Annotated in this window: 14 protein-coding genes and 1 tRNA gene; 6 read left to right on the top strand and 9 right to left on the bottom strand. The window is 71.9% G+C overall.

Annotation, left to right across the window (positions count from 1 at the left end):
- Positions 1 to 13: 13 nt before the first annotated feature.
- The gene (locus B9W62_RS28985; protein WP_059299131.1) at positions 14 to 673 is read right to left on the bottom strand and encodes an ANTAR domain-containing response regulator; all 660 of its coding nucleotides are present in this window, start codon (positions 671 to 673) and stop codon (positions 14 to 16) included.
- A gap of 101 nt (positions 674 to 774) precedes the next feature.
- Here B9W62_RS28985 and B9W62_RS28980 point away from each other — a divergent pair.
- A tRNA-Leu gene (locus B9W62_RS28980) sits at positions 775 to 848 on the top strand.
- Positions 849 to 897: 49 nt separating this feature from the next.
- Here B9W62_RS28980 and pyk read toward each other — a convergent pair.
- Entirely contained in the window at positions 898 to 2,328 is a 1,431-nt protein-coding gene (gene pyk / locus B9W62_RS28975) for a pyruvate kinase (RefSeq protein ID WP_087809907.1), read from the bottom strand.
- Positions 2,329 to 2,543: 215 nt separating this feature from the next.
- Here pyk and B9W62_RS28970 point away from each other — a divergent pair, with 215 nt between their 5' ends.
- Positions 2,544 to 4,352: a bifunctional metallophosphatase/5'-nucleotidase gene (locus B9W62_RS28970; RefSeq protein ID WP_087809906.1), complete on the top strand. Its 1,809-nt coding sequence runs from the start codon at positions 2,544 to 2,546 to the stop codon at positions 4,350 to 4,352.
- Positions 4,353 to 4,369: 17 nt separating this feature from the next.
- On the opposite strand, the gene B9W62_RS28965 is transcribed toward B9W62_RS28970, so the two are convergent.
- The 4 genes from B9W62_RS28965 to B9W62_RS28950 form a co-directional block, all read right to left on the bottom strand.
- Entirely contained in the window at positions 4,370 to 5,782 is a 1,413-nt protein-coding gene (locus B9W62_RS28965) for a lysine N(6)-hydroxylase/L-ornithine N(5)-oxygenase family protein (RefSeq protein ID WP_087809905.1), read from the bottom strand.
- Positions 5,779 to 7,137: a pyridoxal phosphate-dependent decarboxylase family protein gene (locus B9W62_RS28960; protein WP_087809904.1), complete on the bottom strand. Its 1,359-nt coding sequence runs from the start codon at positions 7,135 to 7,137 to the stop codon at positions 5,779 to 5,781. Before B9W62_RS28960 ends, B9W62_RS28965 begins: the two co-directional genes overlap by 4 nt.
- Before the next feature lie 165 nt (positions 7,138 to 7,302).
- A complete protein-coding gene (gene pepN, locus B9W62_RS28955; RefSeq protein WP_179235723.1) occupies positions 7,303 to 9,801 on the bottom strand; it encodes an aminopeptidase N in 2,499 nt (832 codons plus the stop codon).
- A gap of 128 nt (positions 9,802 to 9,929) precedes the next feature.
- Positions 9,930 to 10,286: a chorismate mutase gene (locus tag B9W62_RS28950; RefSeq protein ID WP_087809902.1), complete on the bottom strand. Its 357-nt coding sequence runs from the start codon at positions 10,284 to 10,286 to the stop codon at positions 9,930 to 9,932.
- Between the two features lie 126 nt (positions 10,287 to 10,412).
- Here B9W62_RS28950 and B9W62_RS28945 point away from each other — a divergent pair, with 126 nt between their 5' ends.
- Together B9W62_RS28945 and B9W62_RS28940 are read left to right on the top strand one after the other, a co-directional pair.
- On the top strand, positions 10,413 to 11,309 hold the full coding sequence (locus B9W62_RS28945; protein WP_087809901.1) for a hypothetical protein: 897 nt from the start codon (positions 10,413 to 10,415) through the stop codon (positions 11,307 to 11,309).
- Between the two features lie 39 nt (positions 11,310 to 11,348).
- Positions 11,349 to 11,978, top strand: a complete 630-nt coding sequence (locus B9W62_RS28940) for an SIMPL domain-containing protein (RefSeq protein ID WP_179235722.1) — start codon at positions 11,349 to 11,351, stop codon at positions 11,976 to 11,978.
- A 19-nt stretch (positions 11,979 to 11,997) separates the two neighbouring features.
- On the opposite strand, the gene B9W62_RS28935 is transcribed toward B9W62_RS28940, so the two are convergent.
- Positions 11,998 to 12,723, bottom strand: coding sequence for a vWA domain-containing protein (locus B9W62_RS28935; RefSeq protein WP_087809900.1), 726 nt, complete (start codon positions 12,721 to 12,723; stop codon positions 11,998 to 12,000).
- 153 nt (positions 12,724 to 12,876) lie between these two features.
- Between B9W62_RS28935 and B9W62_RS28930 the strand changes: the two genes are divergently transcribed.
- Both B9W62_RS28930 and B9W62_RS28925 read left to right on the top strand, forming a co-directional pair.
- A complete protein-coding gene (locus B9W62_RS28930) occupies positions 12,877 to 13,812 on the top strand; it encodes a rhomboid family intramembrane serine protease (RefSeq protein ID WP_087809899.1) in 936 nt (311 codons plus the stop codon).
- A 30-nt stretch (positions 13,813 to 13,842) separates the two neighbouring features.
- A complete protein-coding gene (locus B9W62_RS28925) occupies positions 13,843 to 14,769 on the top strand; it encodes a chitosanase (RefSeq protein WP_087809898.1) in 927 nt (308 codons plus the stop codon).
- A 119-nt stretch (positions 14,770 to 14,888) separates the two neighbouring features.
- Here B9W62_RS28925 and B9W62_RS28920 read toward each other — a convergent pair whose 3' ends face one another.
- Both B9W62_RS28920 and gltB read right to left on the bottom strand, forming a co-directional pair.
- A complete protein-coding gene (locus tag B9W62_RS28920) occupies positions 14,889 to 16,352 on the bottom strand; it encodes a glutamate synthase subunit beta (protein WP_087809897.1) in 1,464 nt (487 codons plus the stop codon).
- Positions 16,345 to 20,889, bottom strand: coding sequence for a glutamate synthase large subunit (gltB, locus tag B9W62_RS28915; RefSeq protein WP_087812156.1), 4,545 nt, complete (start codon positions 20,887 to 20,889; stop codon positions 16,345 to 16,347). Before gltB ends, B9W62_RS28920 begins: the two co-directional genes overlap by 8 nt.
- Positions 20,890 to 21,192: the final 303 nt, after the last annotated feature.

The raw sequence follows: 21,192 nt of genomic DNA, 5'->3' as shown, positions 1-21,192 counted from the left end.
AGGGTGTCGCGGGTCAGCCCTTGGACGCCTTCTTCTCCTCGGCGTCCTGGATGACCGCCTCGGCCACCTGCTGCATCGACATCCGCCGGTCCATGGAGGTCTTCTGGATCCAGCGGAAGGCGGCCGGCTCGGTCAGGCCGTACTCCGTCTGGAGGACCGACTTGGCGCGGTCGACCAGCTTGCGGGTCTCCAGGCGCAGGCTGAGGTCGGCGACCTCCTTCTCCAGCGCCTTCAGTTCGGTGAACCGCGAGACGGCCATCTCGATCGCCGGCACGACGTCGCTCTTGCTGAACGGCTTCACGAGGTACGCCATGGCCCCGGCGTCGCGGGCCCGCTCCACCAGGTCGCGCTGCGAGAAGGCGGTCAGCATCAGGACCGGCGCGATGGACTCCTCGGCGATCTTCTCGGCCGCGGAGATGCCGTCGAGCTTGGGCATCTTGACGTCGAGGATCACCAGGTCGGGGCGGTGCTCGCGGGCCAGCTCCACGGCCTGCTCACCGTCGCCGGCCTCACCGACGACGGAGTACCCCTCCTCCTCCAGCATCTCTTTGAGGTCCAGCCGGATGAGCGCCTCGTCCTCGGCGATGACGACGCGGGTCGTCAGCGGAGGCACGTGCGACTGGTCGTCGTCGGGCACGTCGTCTACGGGCTGGGGCGACTCGGGGGCGGTCACGTGGGCTCCTCGTTCGGGGCAGGGGTACTGCTGACAAGAGCCTACCTAGCTCCTGTATGTTTGAGTCACCGAGGGGCTACACTGACCTTCGGTTCGAAGAGGCTCCGGTAGTCCAATCGGCAGAGACGATGCCCTCAAAAGGCATTCAGTGTGGGTTCGAGTCCCACCCGGGGCACTTTACCTTCGTTTCGAAGGCATCCCGAAGCCGTCGCGGAGACACCCGTTCAGCGGTCGTCCTCCCCGATGTGATGCACCCGCACCAGGTTCGTCGTGCCGGACACCCCCGGCGGGGAGCCGGCCGTGATGACCACGGTGTCCCCCTTCTCGCACCGCCCGTACCGGGTGAGCAGTTCGTCCACCTGGTCGACCATCGCGTCCGTGGAGTCCACGTGCGGGCCGAGGAAGGTCTCCACGCCCCAGGTCAGGCTCAGTTGCGAGCGGGTCGCCGGTTCCGGGGTGAAGGCGAGCAGCGGAATGGGCGAGCGGTAGCGGGACAGGCGGCGGACGGTGTCGCCGGACTGGGTGAAGGCGACCAGGAACTTGGCGCCGAGGAAGTCGCCCATCTCGGCCGCCGCGCGGGCGACCGCGCCGCCCTGGGTGCGGGGCTTGTTGCGCTCGGTCAGCGGGGGCAGCCCCTTGGCCAGGATGTCCTCCTCCGCCGCTTCGACGATCCGGGCCATCGTGCGCACCGTGTCGGTCGCGTGCTTGCCCACACTGGTCTCGCCGGAGAGCATCACGGCGTCCGTGCCGTCGATGACCGCGTTGGCGACGTCGGAGGCCTCCGCGCGGGTCGGGCGGGCGTTGTCGATCATCGAGTCGAGCATCTGGGTGGCGACGATGACCGGCTTGGCGTTGCGCTTGGCCAGCTTGATGGCGCGCTTCTGCACGATCGGCACCTGCTCCAGGGGCATCTCGACGCCGAGGTCGCCCCGGGCGACCATGATGCCGTCGAAGGCCGCGACGATGTCCTCGATGTTCTCCACGGCCTGCGGCTTCTCGACCTTGGCGATGACGGGCAGGCGGCGGCCCTCCTCGTCCATGATGCGGTGCACGTCCAGGACGTCCCGCCCGCTGCGCACGAAGGACAGCGCGACGACGTCGAAGCCGCTGCGCAGCGCCCAGCGCAGGTCGTCCTCGTCCTTCTTCGACAGGGCGGGCACGGACACCGCGACGCCGGGCAGGTTGAGGCCCTTGTGGTCGGAGACCATGCCGCCCTCGATCACCCGGGTGCGCACGTGCGGCCCGTCGACGCCGGTCACCTCCAGGCAGACCTTGCCGTCGTCGACGAGGACGCGTTCACCGGGGGTGACGTCCCCGGCGAGGCCCGCGTACGTGGTGCCGCAGGTGTGGCGGTCGCCCGCGACGCCCTCCTCGACGGTGATGGTGAAACTGTCGCCGCGTTCAAGGAGTACGGGTCCTTCACCGAAGTGGCCGAGGCGGATCTTCGGACCCTGAAGGTCGGCCAGGGCACCGACGCTGCGGCCCGTCTCGTCGGACGCCTTGCGGACCCGGCGGTAGCGCTCTTCGTGTTCGGCGTGGGTGCCGTGGCTGAAATTGAAGCGGGCGATGTCCATACCGGCGTCGACCAGGTCCTTGATCTGGTCGTACGAGTCGGTGGCGGGCCCAAGAGTACAGACGATCTTTGCTCGGCGCATGAGTCGAGCCTATGACTTACTGCCGGGTAGCGAATTGGCCACGCATGACCACTCAACAACCGTTCAGTAAAGGGATATTGACAAGTGTTGAATTGTGCGCGGCGCCGCTCCGATGAGCATACGGAGGGTCCGGCACCCCTTGACAGAAGACATGTTCAGGACAGAATCTACGCGCGTTGCCACTGTCTGCACGGGTCCACCGAGGAGAGTCAGTCATGCCGTTGAACCGCCGCACCTTCCTGAGCAGGTCCGCCGTGACGGGGGCGGGGGTCGCCCTGGCCGGCGCGGCGGCCGCTCCGGCGGCCGAGGCCGCGGCCCCCGCGCACCGGGGCGGCCGCAGGCCCAAGCGGTACGCGCTGACCGTGCTCGGCACCACCGACCTGCACGGGCACGTCTTCAACTGGGACTACTTCAAGGACGCCGAGTACACGGACGCGGCGGGCAACGCCCAGGGTCTCGGCCGGATCTCCACCCTGGTGAACCAGGTCCGCGAGGAGAAGGGCCGCCGCAACACGCTGCTGCTGGACGCGGGCGACACCATCCAGGGCACCCCGCTGACGTACTACTACGCGAAGGTGGACCCGATCACCGCCGAGGGCGGTCCGGTGCACCCGATGGCGCAGGCGATGAACGCCATCGGCTACGACGCGGTGGCGCTCGGCAACCACGAGTTCAACTACGGCATCGAGACGCTGCGCCGGTTCGAGGAGCAGTGCGACTTCCCGCTGCTCGGCGCGAACGCGGTGGACGCCAAGACCCTGAAGCCCGCCTTCCCGCCGTACTTCATGAAGACCTTCCGGGTGAAGGGCGCGCCGCCGGTGAAGGTGGCGGTGCTGGGGCTGACCAACCCGGGCATCGCGATCTGGGACAAGGCGTACGTGCAGGGGAAGCTGGCCTTCCCGGGCCTGGAGGAGCAGGCGGCCAAGTGGGTGCCGAAGCTGCGTTCGATGGGCGCGGACGTCGTGGTCGTCTCGGCGCACTCGGGCTCGTCGGGCACGTCCTCCTACGGTGACCAGGTCCCCTACGTCGAGAACGCGGCGGCCAACGTGGCCCGGCAGGTGCCGGGCATCGACGCGATCCTGGTCGGGCACGCGCACGAGGAGATCGCCGAGCTGAAGGTCGTCAACGAGAAGACCGGGAAGACGGTCGTGCTGTCGGAGCCGCTGTGCTACGCCGAGCGGCTGACCCTGTTCGACTTCGAGCTGGTCTTCGAGCGGGGCCGCTGGCACGTCGAGTCGGTGAAGGCGTCGCTGCGCAACTCCAACACGGTCGAGGACGACCCGAGGATCACCAAGCTGCTGGCGGACGAGCACGAGAAGGTCGTGGCCTACGTCAACCAGGTCGTCGGCACCGCCACCGAGACGCTGACCACGGTCGAGGCGCGGTACAAGGACGCCCCGATCATCGACCTGATCACCAAGGTCCAGGAGGACGTGGTCAAGGAGGCGCTGGCGGGCACGGAGTACGCCGCGCTGCCGGTCCTCGCGCAGGCCTCGCCCTTCTCGCGGACCTCCGAGATCCCGGCCGGCGACGTGACGATCCGGGACCTGTCGAGCCTGTACGTGTACGACAACACGCTGGTCGCGAAGCTGCTGACGGGCGCGCAGCTGCGGGCGTACCTGGAGTACTCGGCGGAGTACTACGTGCGCACGGCCGCCGGTGCGCCGGTGGACGTGGACAAGCTGACCAACGCGGGCGGCCGCCCGGACTACAACTACGACTACGTCTCGGGCCTGACGTACGAGATCGACATCGCGCAGGCGGCCGGTTCCCGGATCAAGAACCTCGCCCACGCCGGTGCTCCGCTGGACGACGCGCGGCAGTTCGTACTGGCCGTGAACAACTACCGGGCCAACGGCGGCGGCGCCTTCCCGCACGTGGCGTCGGCCAAGGAGCTGTGGTCGGAGTCGACGGAGATCCGCACCCGGATCGCGGAGTGGGCGACCGCGAAGGGTGTGCTGGACCCGAAGGACTTCGCGTCCGCGGACTGGTCGCTGACGCGCGACGGCGTGCCGGTGTTCTGAGCGGTGCCGGGGCGGCCCTAGACCCCGTCCACCAGGGGCGTGAGTGCCCGGTGGTGGCGCGCGGACGGGATCTGGGGCAGGCCGCCGTCCAGGCCGAAGGTGGTGAAGGCGGTGCGGGCGGGCAGCGGGTACGGCTCCCGCCCGGTGAGGTCGTTGAGGACGGTCGCGCTGCGCCAGGCGGCGAGGCCCAGGTCGGGCGTGCCGACCCCGTGGGTGTGCGTCTCGGCGTTCTGGACGTAGACGTTGCCGGTGACACAGGGGTCGAGGACGAGGCGGTGGCGGTCGTCGACGCGGGGGCGTTCGGAGCTGTCGCGCCGCATGTAGGGGTCGAGCCCGGCGAGGAGGCGGCCCAGCGGGCGTTCGCGGTGGCCGGTGGCGAGGACGACGGCGTCGGTGGTGAGGCGCGAGCGGGTCTTCTGCTGCTCGTGCTCCAGGTGGAGTTCGACCTGGGTGGCGGCGATGCGTCCCGCGGTGCGGACGTGGACGCCGGGGGTGAGGGTGGTGTCGGGCCAGCCGCCGTCGAGGGTGCGCCGGTAGAGCTCGTCGTGGATGGCGGCGGTGGTGTCGGCGTCGATGCCCTTGTGCAGCTGCCACTGGGCGGCGACGAGGCGGTCGCGGACCGGTTCGGCCAGGCCGTGGAAGTAGCGGGTGTAGTCGGGCGTGAAGTGCTCCAGGCCGAGCTTGGAGTACTCCATGGGGGCGAGGGCCCGGGTGCGGCCCAGCCAGTGCAGCCGCTCGCGCCCGGCGGGGCGGTGGCGGAGCAGGTCCAGGAAGACCTCCGCGCCGGACTGGCCGGTGCCGATGACGGTGACGTGTCCGGCGGCCAGGAGCGTGTCGCGGTGGCGGAGGTAGTCGGCGGCGTGCACGACGGGGACGGCGGGGTCCTCGACGAGCGGCCTGAGCGGGTCGGGGACGTGGGGTTCGGTGCCGATGCCGAGGACGACGTTCCGGGTGTGGGTGCGGCCGAGGGCCTCGGCCTCCCCGTCGGCGTCGAGCTGGGTGTAGTCGACCTCGAAGAGGTCGCGTTCGGGGTTCCAGCGCACCGCGTCGACCTGGTGGTGGAAGCGGAGCGCGGGCAGGTTCTCGGCGACCCAGCGGCAGTAGGCGTCGTACTCGGCGCGCTCGATGTGGAAGCGTTCGGCGAAGTAGAAGGGGAAGAGGCGTTCTCTGGCCCTGAGGTGGTTGAGGAAGGTCCAGGGGCTCGCCGGGTCGACGAGGGTGACCAGATCGGCGAGGAAGGGCACCTGGACGCGTGCGCCGTCGATGAGCAGGCCGGGGTGCCAGCGGAAGTCGGGGCGCTGTTCGTAGAAGACGGCGTCGAGGTCGGTCAGGGGGTCGGCGAGGGCGGCGAGGGAGAGGTTGAAGGGGCCGATGCCGATGCCGACGAGGTCGCGGGGGGCGTCGGGGGTGTGGTGCGCCGGGGTGTTCATCGCGGGACGTGTCCTTCCACGAGCGTCAGGAGTGCTGCGAGGTCGTCGGGGCGGGTGTGCGGGTTCAGGAGGGTCGCCTTGAGCCAGAGCCGGCCGTCGGCGCGGGCCCGGCCCAGGACGGCGCGGCCGGTGCTGAGCAGTGCGCGGCGTACGGCGGCGACGGCGTCGTCCCTCGCTCCGGCGGGCCGGAACAGGACCGTGCTGATGGTGGGCGGGGCGTGCAGTTCGAACCCGGGATGCGCCTCGACGAGCCCGGCGAACTCGCGGGCGAGGGAGCAGACCGCGTCGACGAGGGCGCCCAGTCCGGTGCGGCCCAGGGTCTTGAGGGTGACGGCGGTCTTCAGGACGTCGGGGCGGCGGCTGGTGCGCGGGGACCGCCCGAGGAGGTCGGGCAGGCCCGCGTCGGTGTCGTCGTCGGCGTTCAGGTAGTCGGCGCGGTGGTGGAGGGCGGCGAGGTCGTCGGCGTCGGTGACGGTGAGGAGCCCGGCCGGGATCGGCTGCCAGCCCAGCTTGTGCAGGTCCAGGGCGACGGTGTCGGCCGCCTCGAGTCCCGCCAGCCTGGCCCGGTGCCGGTCGCTGAACAGGAGGCCCGCGCCGTAGGCGGCGTCGACGTGGAGGCGGGCGCCGTGGGCGGCGCAGCGGTCGGCGATCTCGGGCAGCGGGTCGATGAGCCCGGCGTCGGTGGTGCCCGCGGTGGCGGCGACCAGGTGCGGTCCGGGGACCTGGGTGAGGGCCTCGTCGAGGGCGGCGGGGTCGAGGGTGCCGGCGGGCGCGGGGACGACGACGGGTTCGGGCAGCCCGAGCAGCCAGGCGGCGCGGGGCAGCGAGTGGTGGGCACCCTCGCCGTGGACCAGCCGCAGGCCCGCGCCGTGCGTCTCGCGGGCGAGCAGGACGGCGAGCTGGTTGGACTCGGTGCCGCCGGTGGTGACGACGGCGTCGGCGGCACCGGTCTCCCGGGCGAGGGCGCGGACGACGAGGGCCTCCAGGGCGGAGGCCGCGGGTGCCTGGTCCCAGGAGTCGAGGGAGGGGTTGAGGACGCTCGCGGCGAGGTCGGCGGCGGCCGCGACGGCGAGCGGCGGGGTGTGCAGATGGGCGGCGCACAGGGGGTGGGCGGGGTCGGCGGCGCCCTCGGCGAGCGCGCCGACCAGCACCCGGAGCGCCTCGGGGTCGCCCTTCTCGGGCAGGATGTCGCCGGCCGCGTCCGCCACCCGGGCGGCGACGGCACCGGGGCCGCCGGCGGGCAGCGGGCCCGCGCGTCGGGCCGTACCGGCGCGCAGGGCGTCGAGCACGGTGTCGAGCAGGGGCCGCAGGGCGTCGGTGCCGTGCGGGCCCGAGGCGAGGGGCGGCATGCCCATGTGCTGTCCTCCGGGCACGGGGGCTGGGGCTCCAGCTTCCACGCGAAGGGGCGCGTACGCCCGGACAGCTCAGTGATCACAACCCGAAAGGGGGACGCCAGCGGCTCTCGGCCGGGGAACGCGGCCGGTCTCCCCGCCCCGGGGAGACCGGCCGCGTCGGGTGTGTCAGGCCGTGCCCGTCTCCCGTACCCGCAGTGCGCGCGCCAGGTCGTCGAGCTGGTCGGTGAGCTTGCGGCGCAGGGCGGGGATCGGGTCGGCGTCGGCGAGGCACTCGCGGCCGAGCCGGAGGGTGTCGGCGTCGACGGCGTGGGCGGGGAAGGCCCAGCGGCCTGCGGCGTCGGCCATGGCGGGGCCGCGACGGGCGGCGAGCGCGACGGCCTCGGGGTAGTAGCGCGGTACGTAGTCCCGCACGAGGTCGGCCTGTTCGGGCTGCCAGAAGCCCTGGGCGGTGGCGGTGAACAGGTAGTTGGAGAGGTCGTCGGAGGCGAACATGGCCTCCCAGGCGCGGGCCTTGGCCTCGGCGTCCGGCAGCGCGGCGCGGCAGCGGGCGGCGCCCTCCTGGCCGGTGGCGCTCGGGTCGTCCGCCAGCTCGGCGGCGATGGCCGCCTCGTCGGTGGCGCCGAGGACGGCGAGCCGGGTGAGGATCCGCCAGCGCAGCTCCGGGTCGAGCTCGGGGCCGCCGGGCACGGTGCCGTCGGCGAGCCAGGCGGCGATGGTGTCGGGGTGGGCGGCCGTCGCGATGCGGTGGCGTACGGCGATCAGGCGCAGCCCGGGGTGGTCGCCGTCCTCGGTGCGGCGGATGAGGTCGCGGCACAGCTCGGCGAGGGTGCTCAGGGCGGCGGGCCGCTGCTCGGCGGTGACGTAGCGGTCGGCGACCTGGCCGGAGGCGAAGGCGAGGACGCCGTCGACGAGCGCGAGGTCCGTCTCGTGCGGGAGGTGGGCGCGGGCGATGTCGAGGTAGGTGGCCGCGGGGAGTTCGCCGTCGCGGACGGCGTCCCTGAGGGCGTTCCACACGACGGCCCGGGTGAGCGGGTCGGGCAGGCCGGACAGGCTCTCGCGCAAGGTCCGGAAGGAGTCGGCGTCGAAGCGGATCTTGGCGTAGCTCAGGTCGCCGTCGTTGAGCACGACCAGGGCGGGGAGCTTGCCGATGGGCCGGGGCTCGGCCTGGGGGACGTCGATGTCGAGGCGTTCGCGCGGGGTGAGGCGGCCCTCGTCGCCCGGGCTCTGGTCGTAGAGGCCGACGGCGATGCGGTGCGGGCGCTCGCCGGTGCGCCGGACGGTGAGGGCGCGGCTGCCGTTGTCGCCGGTGACGCTCGGGACGAGGGTGTCGACGCCGGTGGTGCGCAGCCAGGCGTCGGCCCAGGCGTGGACGTCGCGGTCGGTGGCGGCGGCCAGGGAGTCGATGAAGTCGGCGAGGGAGGCGTTGGCGAACCGGTGCCGCTCGAAGTGGATGTTGATGCCGGCCAGGAAGTCCTTCTCGCCGAGCCAGGCGACGAGCTGGCGCAGGGCGGAGGCGCCCTTGGCGTAGGAGATGCCGTCGAAGTTGAGCAGCGCGGAGGCGGTGTCCTGGACGTCCTCGGGGGCGACCGGGTGGGTGGAGGGGCGCTGGTCGGCGTCGTAGCCCCAGGGCTTGCGGGTGACGCCGAAGTCGGTCCAGGTGTCGGTGAAGCGGGTGGCCTCGGCGGTGGTCTGGTAGCCCATGTACTCGGCGAAGGACTCGTTCAGCCAGATGTCGTCCCACCAGCGCAGCGTGACGAGGTCGCCGAACCACATGTGGGCCATCTCGTGGGCGATGACCATGGCGCGGGTCTGCCGCTGGGTGTCGGTGACGGCGGACCGGAAGACGAACTCGTCGCGGAAGGTGACCAGGCCGGGGTTCTCCATCGCGCCGGCGTTGAACTCGGGGACGAACGCCTGGTCGTAGGAGTCGAAGGGGTAGGGCTCGTCGAACTTCTCGTGGTAGCGGTCGAAGCAGGCCCGGGTGACCTCGAAGAGTTCGTCGGCGTCGGTGTCCAGGTGCGGGGCGAGCGAGCGGCGGCAGTGGATGCCGAAGGGCAGGCCGCGGTGCTCGGTGCGCACGGAGTGCCAGGGGCCGGCGGCGACGGCGACGAGGTAGGTGGAGATCAGCGGGGTGGTGGCGGCCTGCCAGCGGCCCTCGCCGGTGTCCTCGGTGACGCCGTTGGCGAGGACGGTCCAGCCCTCGGGCGCGGTCACGGTGAGGTCGAAGACGGCCTTGAGGTCGGGCTGGTCGAAGGCGGCGTAGACCCGCTGGACGTCGTCGAGGAAGAGCTGGGTGTAGACGTAGGTCTCGCCGTCGGCGGGGTCCGTGAAGCGGTGCATGCCCTCGCCGGTGCGCGAGTAGCGCATGGCCGCCTCGACCCGCAGCTCGTGCTCGCCGGGGGCGAGGTCCTTCAGCGCCAGCCGGTTCTCCTCCAGGGCGGTGGGGTCCAGGGGCTGTCCGTCCAGCGTGACGGAGCGCAGTTGTGCGGGCTTGACCTCGACGAAGGTGTCCGCGGTGCCCTCGTCGCCGCGGACGGTGAACCGGATGGCGGTCCGGGAGTCGAAGGTCTCGTCCCCACGGGTCAGATCGAGATCGATCGCGTAGTGGTGGACGTCGAGGAGCCGGGCACGGGTCTGCGCTTCGTCGCGCGTCAGTACGGACATGCACGACATGCTGCCTGATGCGGTGGGCAGGGCACAGAGGCGGTTCGGTACGTGCGGTATGTCCGGTCCGCCGCGGCGGTCGTCGCACTCCCCCGGCGTGCGCCCCCGTGGCGGGGGCGCACCCGGTCTCAGTCGGTGGCCGGCGCCGCGCCCGCGCCGCCGCCGTTGCTCTCCGCGATGCGCTCGTGGTGGTGGATCACCTCGGCGACGATGAAGTTCAGGAACTTCTCGGCGAACGCCGGGTCCAGCTTGGCGCTTTCGGCGAGGGCGCGCAGCCGGGCGATCTGCCGGGCCTCCCGGGCCGGGTCGGCGGGCGGCAGCCGGTGGCGGGCCTTGAGGTGGCCGACCTGCTGGGTGCACTTGAAGCGCTCGGCGAGCATGTGGACGACGGCCGCGTCGATGTTGTCGATACTGTCCCGCAGCCGGGCCAGCTCCTCGCGGACGGCGGGTTCGACGGCACCGGTACCGGTGTTGCTGGTGGTCATGGGCGCACACCCTACGGGCGGCGGCCCGGCTGCCGCAGACCCGTCTCAGGCGCTGAACGCCGTACGGTCCTCGTACAGTGGGAGCAGCATTCAGGAGGCAGGGTTCAGGCGTCTTGGGGGTCGGGCGTGGCGAACGGCGGACCGGTCGAGCACGGGTTCCCGCACCTGGAGACGGTGCGGGAGGCGGTCACGGCGCTGTACCGGCGGCTGTCGTACGACACCGTGCGGACGTTCTCGGCCAGTGTGGCCCCGGCGGACGTGGCGTTCTGCGACACGGACGACCTGTACCTGGGCACGCAGCGGGTGGCGCACGAGTTGGTGCGGCACTACCGGCTGCCCGACGCCCGCATGATCGTCTCCTTCCGCGAGATGACCCACGCGGCGAACGTGGAACTCACGGCGGGCCCGGAGTACTTCATCGAGCTCAACGACCGTTTCCGCACGCACCGCCGGGATATCGGCGCGGCCCTCGCGCACGAGGTGATGCACGTGTACCTGCACCGCCTCGACCTGGCCTTCCCCTCCACCCGGGCCAACGAGATCCTCACCGACACGGCGACGACGTACCTGGGCGCCGGCTGGCTGCTCCTCGACGCCTACCGGGAGGACGCGGCGACCTCGCAGAAGCTGGGGTACCTGACGCCGGAGGAGTTCGGCTACGTGCTGGCCAAGCGGGCGCTGGTGTTCGGCGAGGACCCGTCGGTGTGGTTCACGAGTCCGCAGGCCTACACGGCGTACGGCAAGGGCCTGGCGCGGGCGCGCCGGGACGAGCAGCAGCCGCCGCTGACCGCGGCCGGCTGGGCGGGCCGCCGCCGCTACGCCCGGGACCGCCGCCACGCGCAGGACCCGCGGGCCGCCGGTGCGGCGGGCGGCGACCCGTACTCCTTCACCGCGCAGCCGCCCGGGCAGCTGCGGGTGTCGTTCCCCTGCCCGACCTGCCACCAGCGGATCAGGGTGCCGGTGCGCGGGCGGGTCCGGGCGCGGTGCGGGCTGTGCCGGACGGTGCTGGAGTGCGACACGTAAGTCGCCGCGCGGGGTGCGCAGCGCTGCTTCAATGCCCTTATGACACAGGCCATCGAAGAACCGTGGGGCATCAGCGTGTTCGGCTCGGGCACGGTGCGGGCCGAGCCGTCGCTCGCTCGGGTGCGGCCGGCGGTGGACGTGCTGGAGCCGTCGCCGGAGCAGGCCTTCCAGCGGGCCGGGGAGGCCGTGGCCCGGCTGCGGGAGGTGCTGCGGCGGCACGGTGTGCCGGACGCCTCGGTGTCGGGCTCCCGGCTGGGCCTCAGCTCGGAGTACGACGGTCACGCCCGGGGCCGGACCCTGCTCGGGTACCGGTGCCAGGCCTCGTACGCGGTGGAGACCGGGGCGCTGGACGACCTCGAGCGGCTGATCGCGGACGTGGTCGACGCGGGCGCGCACCGGATCGACGGCGTGGAGTTCGACGTGCGCGACAGGCCGGCGCTGCTCGACGAGGCACGGCGCCGGGCGGTGGCCGCGGCCCGGCGCAAGGCCCAGGTGTACGCGGAGGCGGCGGACGCGCGGCTGGGGCCGGTGCTGCACATCCAGGACGTGGAGGCGGAGCCCGTCGCCGCGTTCCGGGCCTCGGCGGCCGGCGGCCCGCCCGGCGCGCTGGCTCCGGGCGCGGTGGAGGTGTCCGCCCGGGTGGTGCTGGGCTTCTCCCTGCGGCACTGACCGCCGCGGGCGGGCGCCTTCAGGCGGGCCGCACGATCCCCTGGGCGCGTGCGGCCGCCAGCCACTGGGGGAACTCGCCCACCAGCCGGTCGTACAGTTCCGCGTCGGTCACCTTGCGCGGGTCGCGGCCCGCGTGGAAGAACCCGGCGTTGTCGACCACCCGCTTGCCGGGCACCGCGAGTTCGTCCAGCTTGCGCAGGTACTCGAACTGGCGGCTGTCCGGGTCGCCGAAGCCGACGAACTGCCAGAACAGTGGCAGCGGCGCCGCCTTGCACAGATAGCGCTCGGCGGCGAGCCGGTTGATCGGGCCGCCGTCGGTCTGGAAGACGACCAGGGCGGGGTGGCGGGCGCCGCTGTCCAGGTAGTGGTCGATGACGGCGTCCATGGCCAGGTGGTAGCTGGTCTTGCCCATGTGCCCGAGCCCGGCCACGATCCGCTCGATCCGGCCCTGGTGGTCGGCGAGCGCGATCTCGGTGACCGCGTCGACGTCGGTGGAGAAGAACACCACCGGCACGGTGCCGTCGTCGTCGAGGTGCGCGGACAGGCTCAGCACCCGGTCGGCGAGCGCCTGCACGCTGCCGTCCTTGTAGTACGGCTTCATGGAGCCGGAGTAGTCGACGACGAGGTAGACCGCGGCCCGGGTCTCCTCCATGCCGTGCTTGGTGAGCGACACCCCGGCGGTCTTGTACAGATCGACCAGCGCCGGCGCGCTCTCCCGCACCTTGGTGAGACTGATCGCGGCCATGCGGACTCCCCCCGTCACTGCTGCCTCGCGGCATCCGGTGCCGAGGGTACGGCACGGCGCACCCCGCCGACCGGCCGGTCCACGGGCATTCGCTATTTTGTTCGCCGCCGTCCCCACCGGCTCACCGTCCGCCCGTCCCGAGGAGCCGGCCCCGTGGATTCCGAGTCCACCGCCACCACCTGCTACCGCCACCCCGCGGTGGAGTGCCAGGTCCGCTGTACCCGCTGCGAGCGGTTCGTCTGCCCCGACTGCATGCGTGCGGCGCCCGTCGGCCACCAGTGCCCGGAGTGTGCCGGGGAGGGGGCGCGGTCGGCCCGGCGGGCCAGGACCCTCGCCGGGGGCCGGATGTCGGCGACGCCCGTGGTGACGTACGTGCTGTTCGCGCTCACCGTGCTCGCCTACCTGGCGGAGGTGGTGCGGCCCGGGATCGTGGACCGGTTCGCCATGGTGGGCGCGCGGCTGGTCGGTGCGGACGGCACCCACTACGCGGGCGAGGGAACGTTCCTCGTCCTCGGGCCCGTCCACACGGAGGGTGTCGCCGGGGGCGAGTGGGAGCGGATGCTCACCAGCGCCTTCCTGCACCAGTCGCCCTTCGAGGGCACGTTCGGGATCCTGCACATCACGCTGAACATGGTCGTGCTGTGGCAGTTGGGGCGGGTGGTGGAGCTGATGCTCGGCCGGTTCCGTTTCGCCGTCCTGTACCTGCTGTCGGCGCTCGGCGGTTCCGTCCTGGAGCTGGTCCTCGCCGACCCCGGGCAGGCCTCGGTCGGCGCGTCCGGTGCGGTCTTCGGCGTGGGCGCCGCGTACTACGTGCTGCACCGCCGGCTGGGCGCCGACCCGGCCCGGGTCAACCGCTCCATGGCCGCCCTGCTGCTGTGGCTGCTGGTCTCCGCCTGGTTCACCGCGTGGCAGGGGCACCTCGGCGGCATGCTGGTGGGCGGTGCGCTGGCCCTGGCGTTCGCGTACGCGCCCCGGGACGGGCGCCGGGTGGCGGTGCAGGCCGGTGCGGGTGCCGCGCTGGTGGTGCTGCTGGCGGTGACGTCGGCGGTCAAGGTGTCCGAGCTGACGGGCGGAAGCATCCCGCTGTGAGAGGTCTCCCCCTATGAGAGGTGTCCCCCAATGAAACGTGCCGGAGTGCTGCTCCTCGGGGCCCTTCCCGTGATCGCCGCGGGCGTGTACCTCGCCGTGCCGGACGACTCGGCCGGCTCGGCGGACACCGCGTCCTCGGCGTCCTCGTCGTCCCCGGCCTCCGCCGAGTCGGCCCGCGACGACGCCAAGGACCGGGCCGAGCGGGAGCGGGAGCGGGAGGCGGACGACGCGCTCATCGCCGACCTGCCGCCGGGACTCGCCGCACCGGCCAAGAAGGAGCTGGCCCAGCAGGTGGTGTCCAGCGCCGAGAACTCGACGACTCGGTGGCGCACCGCCTACGGCAGCATCGAGGACGTCGGGGACGGCGACGGGTACACCGCGGGGATCGTCGGTTTCTGCACCGGCACCCACGATCTGCTCACCCTGGTCGAGCGCTACACCGAGGACCACCCGGACAACGGCCTGGCCGGCTATCTGCCCGCGCTGCGCGAGGTGGACGGCAGCGACTCGCACGAGGGCCTGGACCCGGGCTTCACCGCGGCCTGGAAGGCGGAGGCGGAGGTCCCGGCGTTCCGCGCGGCCCAGGAGGAGGAGCGCGACCGGGTCTACTTCGAACCGGCGGTGCGCCTGGCCAAGCTGGACGGCCTGGGCACGCTGGGCCAGTTCGTCTACTACGACGCGATGGTCTTCCACGGCCCCGACACGGACGCCGAGGGCTTCTACGGGCTGCGCGAGCGGGCGATGGCCAAGGCGAGGACGCCGGGGCAGGGCGGCGCCGAGAAGGCGTATCTGGACGCCTTCCTGGACGTCCGGAAGCAGGCCATGGAGGCCAAACGCCCGGGCATCGACACCTCCCGCGTCGACACGGCCCAGCGCCGGTTCCTCGCGGCCGGGAACATGGAGCTGGCGACCCCGCTGGTGTGGGAGATGTACGGGGACACCTACCGGGTGCCCTGAGCATGCGACAGCGCCTGCCCATGGTCCGGTCGGGGACGGGGCAGGCGCCATCAGTGTTCCGCACGCCTTTGTGCGGGACGTTCTTCGGTTGTCCGTCCGTCAGGACGGTGGTCCGTCCGTCAGACCGCGAGGGCGCGGTCGGTCGGGCGGATCGGGGCCGGCAGGTCGCTGGCCCCGGTCAGGAAGCGGTCGGCGCCGCGCGCCGCCGAGCGGCCCTCGGCGATCGCCCAGACGATGAGCGACTGGCCGCGGCCGGCGTCACCGGCGACGAACACACCCGGCACGTTGGTCTGGAAGTCGGCGTCCCGGGCGATGTTACCCCGTTCGTCGAGCGCCAGGCCGAACTGGTCGACGAGACCGTTGTCCTTGTCGGTGCCGGTGAAGCCCATGGCGAGGGTGACCAGCTGGGCCGGGATCTTCCGCTCGGTGCCCGGCTTCGACGTGAGCTTGCCGTCGACGAACTCGACCTCGCTCATGTGCAGCCACTGGACGTTGCCGTCCTCGTCGCCCTCGAAGTGGGTGGTGGAGACGGCGTAGACCCGCTCGCCGCCCTCCTCGTGGGCGCTGGTGACCTTGTACAGCATGGGGAAGGTCGGCCACGGCTGGCGCTCCGCGTCCCGCTCCTCGCCCGGCCGGGGCATGATCTCCAGCTGGGTGACGGAGGCCGCGCCCTGGCGGTGGGCGGTGCCCACGCAGTCGGCGCCGGTGTCGCCGCCGCCGATGACGACGACGTGCTTGCCCTCGGCCGTGATCGGGGGCGCCACGTAGTCGCCCTCCTGGACCTTGTTGGCCAGCGGCAGGTACTCCATCGCCTGGTGGATGCCGTTCAGCTCGCGGCCGGGGGCCGGCAGGTCGCGGGCGGTGGTGGAACCGGCGGCGATGACGACGGCGTCGTAGCGCTTCTTCAGGTCGGTCGCCTTGAGGTCGCGGCCGATCTCGACGCCGGTGCGGAAGCGGGTGCCCTCCGCGCGCATCTGCTCTATGCGGCGGTTGATGTGCCGCTTCTCCATCTTGAACTCGGGGATGCCGTAGCGCAGGAGCCCTCCGATGCGGTCCGCGCGCTCGTAGACGGCGACGGTGTGACCGGCCCGGGTGAGCTGCTGGGCGGCGGCCAGGCCCGCCGGGCCCGAGCCGATGACGGCGACGGTCTTGCCGGACAGGCGCTCGGGGATCTGCGGGGCGACGTCCCCGGTCTCCCACGCCTTGTCGATGATCGAGACCTCGACGTTCTTGATGGTGACCGGCGGCTGGTTGATGCCGAGCACGCACGCCGACTCGCACGGAGCCGGGCACAGGCGGCCGGTGAACTCCGGGAAGTTGTTGGTGGCGTGCAGGCGCTCGGACGCCGCCGACCAGTCCTCGCGGTAGGCGTAGTCGTTCCACTCGGGGATCAGGTTCCCGAGCGGGCAGCCGTTGTGGCAGAACGGGATACCGCAGTCCATGCAGCGGCTGGCCTGCTTGCTGATGATCGGCAGCAGGGAGCCGGGGACGTAGACCTCGTTCCAGTCCTTGACGCGCTCGTCGACGGGGCGGGTCCTGGCGACCTCGCGTCCGTGGTTGAGAAAGCCCTTGGGATCAGCCATTGGTCGCCGCCTCCATCATCTTCTCGGTGGTCTCGGTCTCGGAGAGACCGGCTCGCTCGGCGGCGTCCTTGGCGGCGAGCACTGCCTGGTAGGTGCTGGGGATGATCTTGCTGAAGCGCTCCACGGCCGCGGGCCAGTCGGCGAGCAGCTTCCCGGCGACCGTGGATCCGGTCTCCTCGGCGTGGCGGCGCACCACGTCGTGCAGCCAGTCCTTGTCGGCGTCGTCCAGGGCCTGGACCGCGTCGACGTTGCCGACGTTGACGTTGTCGCGGTCGAGGTCGACGACGTAGGCGATGCCGCCGGACATGCCGGCCGCGAAGTTGCGCCCGGTCTCGCCGAGGACCACCGCGTGGCCGCCGGTCATGTACTCGCAGCCGTGGTCGCCGACGCCCTCGGAGACGACCAGCGCGCCGGAGTTGCGGACGCAGAAGCGCTCGCCGACCTTGCCGCGCAGGAACATCTCGCCGCCGGTGGCGCCGTAGCCGATGGTGTTGCCGGCGATGGTGGAGTACTCGGCGAGGTGGTCGGCGCCCCGGTCGGGGCGGACGACGATCCGGCCGCCGGACAGGCCCTTGCCGACGTAGTCGTTGGCGTCGCCCTCCAGGCGCAGCGTGATGCCGCGCGGGACGAAGGCGCCGAAGGACTGGCCGGCGGAGCCGGTGAAGGTGATGTCGACGGTGTCGTCGGGCAGACCGGCGCCGCCGAACTTCTTGGTGACCTCGTGGCCGAGCATGGTGCCGACCGTGCGGTTGATGTTGCGGATGGCGACCTGGGCGCGCACCGGGGCGGCCCGGGTGGCGTCCGGGGCGGCCAGCGCGTCGGAGGCGAGCTTGATCAGCTGGTTGTCGAGCGCCTTCTCCAGGCCGTGGTCCTGGCCGACGGCCTGGTGGCGCACCGCGCCCTCGGCCAGCGCGGGCACGTGGAACAGCGGCTCCAGGTTCAGGCCCTGCGCCTTCCAGTGGTCGACCGCGCGGGTCACGTCGAGGGTCTCGGCGTGGCCGACGGCCTCCTCGATGGAGCGGAAGCCCAGCTCGGCGAGGATCTCGCGGACCTCTTCGGCGATGAACCGGAAGAAGTTCACGATGTACTCGGCCTTGCCGGAGAAGCGCTCGCGCAGCACCGGGTTCTGGGTGGCGATGCCGACCGGGCAGGTGTCCAGGTGGCAGACGCGCATCATGACGCAGCCGGAGACGACGAGCGGCGCGGTCGCGAAACCGAACTCCTCGGCGCCCAGCAGCGCGGCGATGACGACGTCGCGGCCGGTCTTGAGCTGGCCGTCGGTCTGGACGACGATCCGGTCGCGCAGGCCGTTGAGCAGCAGGGTCTGCTGGGTCTCGGCCAGGCCCAGCTCCCAGGGGCCGCCCGCGTGCTTGAGCGAGGTGAGCGGGGAGGCGCCGGTGCCGCCGTCGTGGCCGGAGATCAGCACCACGTCCGCGTGCGCCTTGGAGACGCCCGCCGCGACGGTGCCGACGCCGACCTCGGAGACCAGCTTGACGTGGATCCGCGCCTGCGGGTTGGCGTTCTTCAGGTCGTGGATCAGCTGGGCGAGATCCTCGATGGAGTAGATGTCGTGGTGCGGCGGCGGGGAGATCAGGCCGACACCCGGGGTGCTGTGCCGGGTCTTGGCGACCCAGGGGTACACCTTGTGGCCGGGCAGCTGGCCGCCCTCGCCGGGCTTGGCGCCCTGGGCCATCTTGATCTGGATGTCGTCGGCGTTGACCAGGTACTCGGAGGTCACGCCGAAGCGGCCGGAGGCGACCTGCTTGATGCTGGACCGGCGCGCCGGGTCGTACAGGCGCTCCGGGTCCTCGCCGCCCTCACCGGTGTTGGACTTGCCGCCCAGCTGGTTCATGGCGATGGCGAGGGTCTCGTGCGCCTCCTGGGAGATGGAGCCGTACGACATGGCGCCGGTGGAGAAGCGCTTGACGATCTCGGAGACGGGCTCGACCTCGTCGAGGGAGATCGGCTGCCGGTCGCTCTTGAAGCCGAACAGGCCGCGCAGCGTCATCAGCCGCTCGGACTGCTCGTTGACGCGCTCGGTGTACTTCTTGAAGATCTCGTACGTGCCGGAGCGCGTGGAGTGCTGGAGGCGGAAGACCGTCTCCGGGTCGAACAGGTGCGGCTCGCCCTCACGGCGCCACTGGTACTCGCCGCCGATGTCCAGCGCGCGGTGGGCCGGCGCGATGCCGCTGGCCGGGTACGCCTTGGCGTGGCGGGCGGCGACCTCCTTGGCGACGACGTCGATGCCGACGCCGCCGATCTTGGTGGCGGTGCCGTTGAAGTACTTGGCGACGAACTCCTCGTCCAGGCCGACGGCCTCGAAGACCTGGGCGCCGCGGTAGGAGGCGACGGTGGAGATGCCCATCTTGGACATGACCTTGAGGACGCCCTTGCCGAGGGCGTAGATCAGGTTGCGGATGGCCTGCTCGGGCTCGCCGTCGTCGGTCTGCAGGAAGGTGCCCGCGCGGACCAGGTCCTCGACGGACTCCATCGCGAGGTACGGGTTGACCGCGGCGGCGCCGAAGCCGATGAGCAGGGCGACGTGGTGGACCTCGCGGACGTCGCCGGCCTCGACCAGCAGGCCCACCTCGGTGCGCTGCTTGGTGCGGATGAGGTGGTGGTGGACGGCGGCGGTGAGCAGCAGCGAGGGGATCGGCGCGTGCTCGGCGTCCGAGTGGCGGTCGGACAGGACGATCAGCCGGGCGCCGTTCTCGATGGCGGCGTCGGCCTCGGCGCAGATCTCCTCGATCCGCGCGGCCAGCGCCTCGCCGCCGCCGTGCACCCGGTAGAGACCGGAGAGGGTCGCGGCCTTGAAGCCGGGCATGTCGCCGTCGGCGTTGATGTGGATGAGCTTGGCCAGCTCGTCGTTGTCGATCACCGGGAAGGGCAGCAGGACGCTGCGGCACGAGGCGGCCGTCGGGTCGAGCAGGTTGCCCTGGGGGCCGAGCGAGGAGCGCAGCGAGGTGACCAGTTCCTCGCGGATGGCGTCCAGCGGCGGGTTGGTGACCTGGGCGAAGAGCTGGGTGAAGTAGTCGAAGAGCAGCCGGGGCCGGTCGGAGAGCGCGGCGATGGGCGAGTCGGTGCCCATGGAGCCGATCGGCTCGGCACCGGCCTTGGCCATCGGCGCGAGGATGACGCGCAGCTCCTCCTCGGTGTACCCGAAGGTCTGCTGGCGGCGGGTGACCGAGGCGTGGGTGTGCACGATGTGCTCGCGCTCGGGCAGGTCGGACAGCTCGATCTCGCCGGCTTCCATCCACTCGCCGTACGGCTGCTCGGCGGCGAGCTGGGCCTTGATCTCGTCGTCCTCGATGATGCGGTGCTCGGCGGTGTCCACGAGGAACATGCGGCCGGGCTGGAGGCGGCCCTTGCGGACGACCTTGGCGGGGTCGATGTCGAGGACGCCGACCTCGGAGCCGAGGACGACGAGGCCGTCGTCGGTGACCCAGTAGCGGCCGGGGCGCAGACCGTTGCGGTCGAGGACCGCGCCGACCTGGGTGCCGTCGGTGAAGGTGACGCAGGCGGGGCCGTCCCAGGGCTCCATCATCGTGGAGTGGAACTGGTAGAAGGCGCGCCGGTCCGGCTGCATGGAGTCGTGGTTCTCCCACGCCTCCGGGATCATCATCAGCACGGAGTGCGGCAGCGAGCGCCCGCCCAGGTGGAGCAGCTCCAGGACCTCGTCGAAGGAGGCGGAGTCCGAGGCGTCCGGCGTACAGATCGGGAAGATCCGCTCCAGGTCGGCGGAGGAGCCGAACAGGTCCGAGGCCAGCTGGGACTCGCGGGCGCGCATCCAGTTGCGGTTGCCCTTGACCGTGTTGATCTCGCCGTTGTGCGCGACGAAGCGGTACGGGTGGGCGAGCGGCCAGCTCGGGAAGGTGTTGGTGGAGAACCGGGAGTGCACGAGCGCGATCGCGGAGGCGAAGCGGCGGTCGGACAGGTCCGGGAAGAACGGCTCCAGCTGGCCGGTGGTCAGCATGCCCTTGTAGACGATGGTCCGCGCGGACAGCGACGGGAAGTAGACCCCGGCCTCGCGCTCGGCGCGCTTGCGCAGCGCGAAGGCGTGCCGGTCCAGGGCGATGCCCTGCGAGGTGCCGTCGCTCACGAAGATCTGGCGGAAGACCGGCATCGTGGAGCGCGCGGTGGCGCCCAGCATCTGCGGGGCGACCGGGACCTCGCGCCAGCCGAGGACGGTGAGGCCCTCCTCTTCGGCGATCGTCTCGATGCGCGAGACGGCGTCCTGGGTGCCGTCGACCGGCAGGAAGGCGATGCCGACGGCGTACCCCCCGGCCTCGGGCAGCTCGAATCCGGCCACCTCGCGGAAGAACGCGTCGGGCACCTGGGAGAGGATGCCCGCGCCGTCGCCGGAGTCGGGCTCGGAGCCGGTGGCGCCGCGGTGTTCCAGGTTGCGCAGCACGGTGAGTGCCTGGTCGACCAGGGTGTGGGAGGCCTCGCCGGTAAGGGTGGCGACGAAACCGACGCCGCACGCGTCGTGTTCGTTGCGGGGGTCGTACATACCCTGGGCAGCAGGGCGAGCATCCATGAAGGACCAGTTCTGGCCACTCTCGGAGTGCTGGGACGGCTGGCGCGGCGTACGCATCGGCTCTCCCGTCGTCGTCATCTGGCATGTGCAGGTGCCGAGGGACGACGTTGGCCCTCTGCGGTGGCTGAAAATTTGGTGCAGGTTACATGATGGAGCGGTTCTCGGTAAACGGGACAATCCGTTCCAGCATGCGGACACCGGAGGGTGGCGGCGGGGGTACCGCACCCGTGGTGGAAGCTATGGAGACCGGGGCGAACAGATCGGTGTCCGTCGGTCCGAGGGGCGGAGGGGGCGTCGTCGCCC

Source organism: Streptomyces sp. CS113 (genome assembly GCF_002188365.1).
Taxonomy (GTDB): domain Bacteria; phylum Actinomycetota; class Actinomycetes; order Streptomycetales; family Streptomycetaceae; genus Streptomyces; species Streptomyces tendae.
Note: the sequence above shows the minus strand (reverse complement) of the source record. Positions and strands in the feature narration are given on the sequence as shown.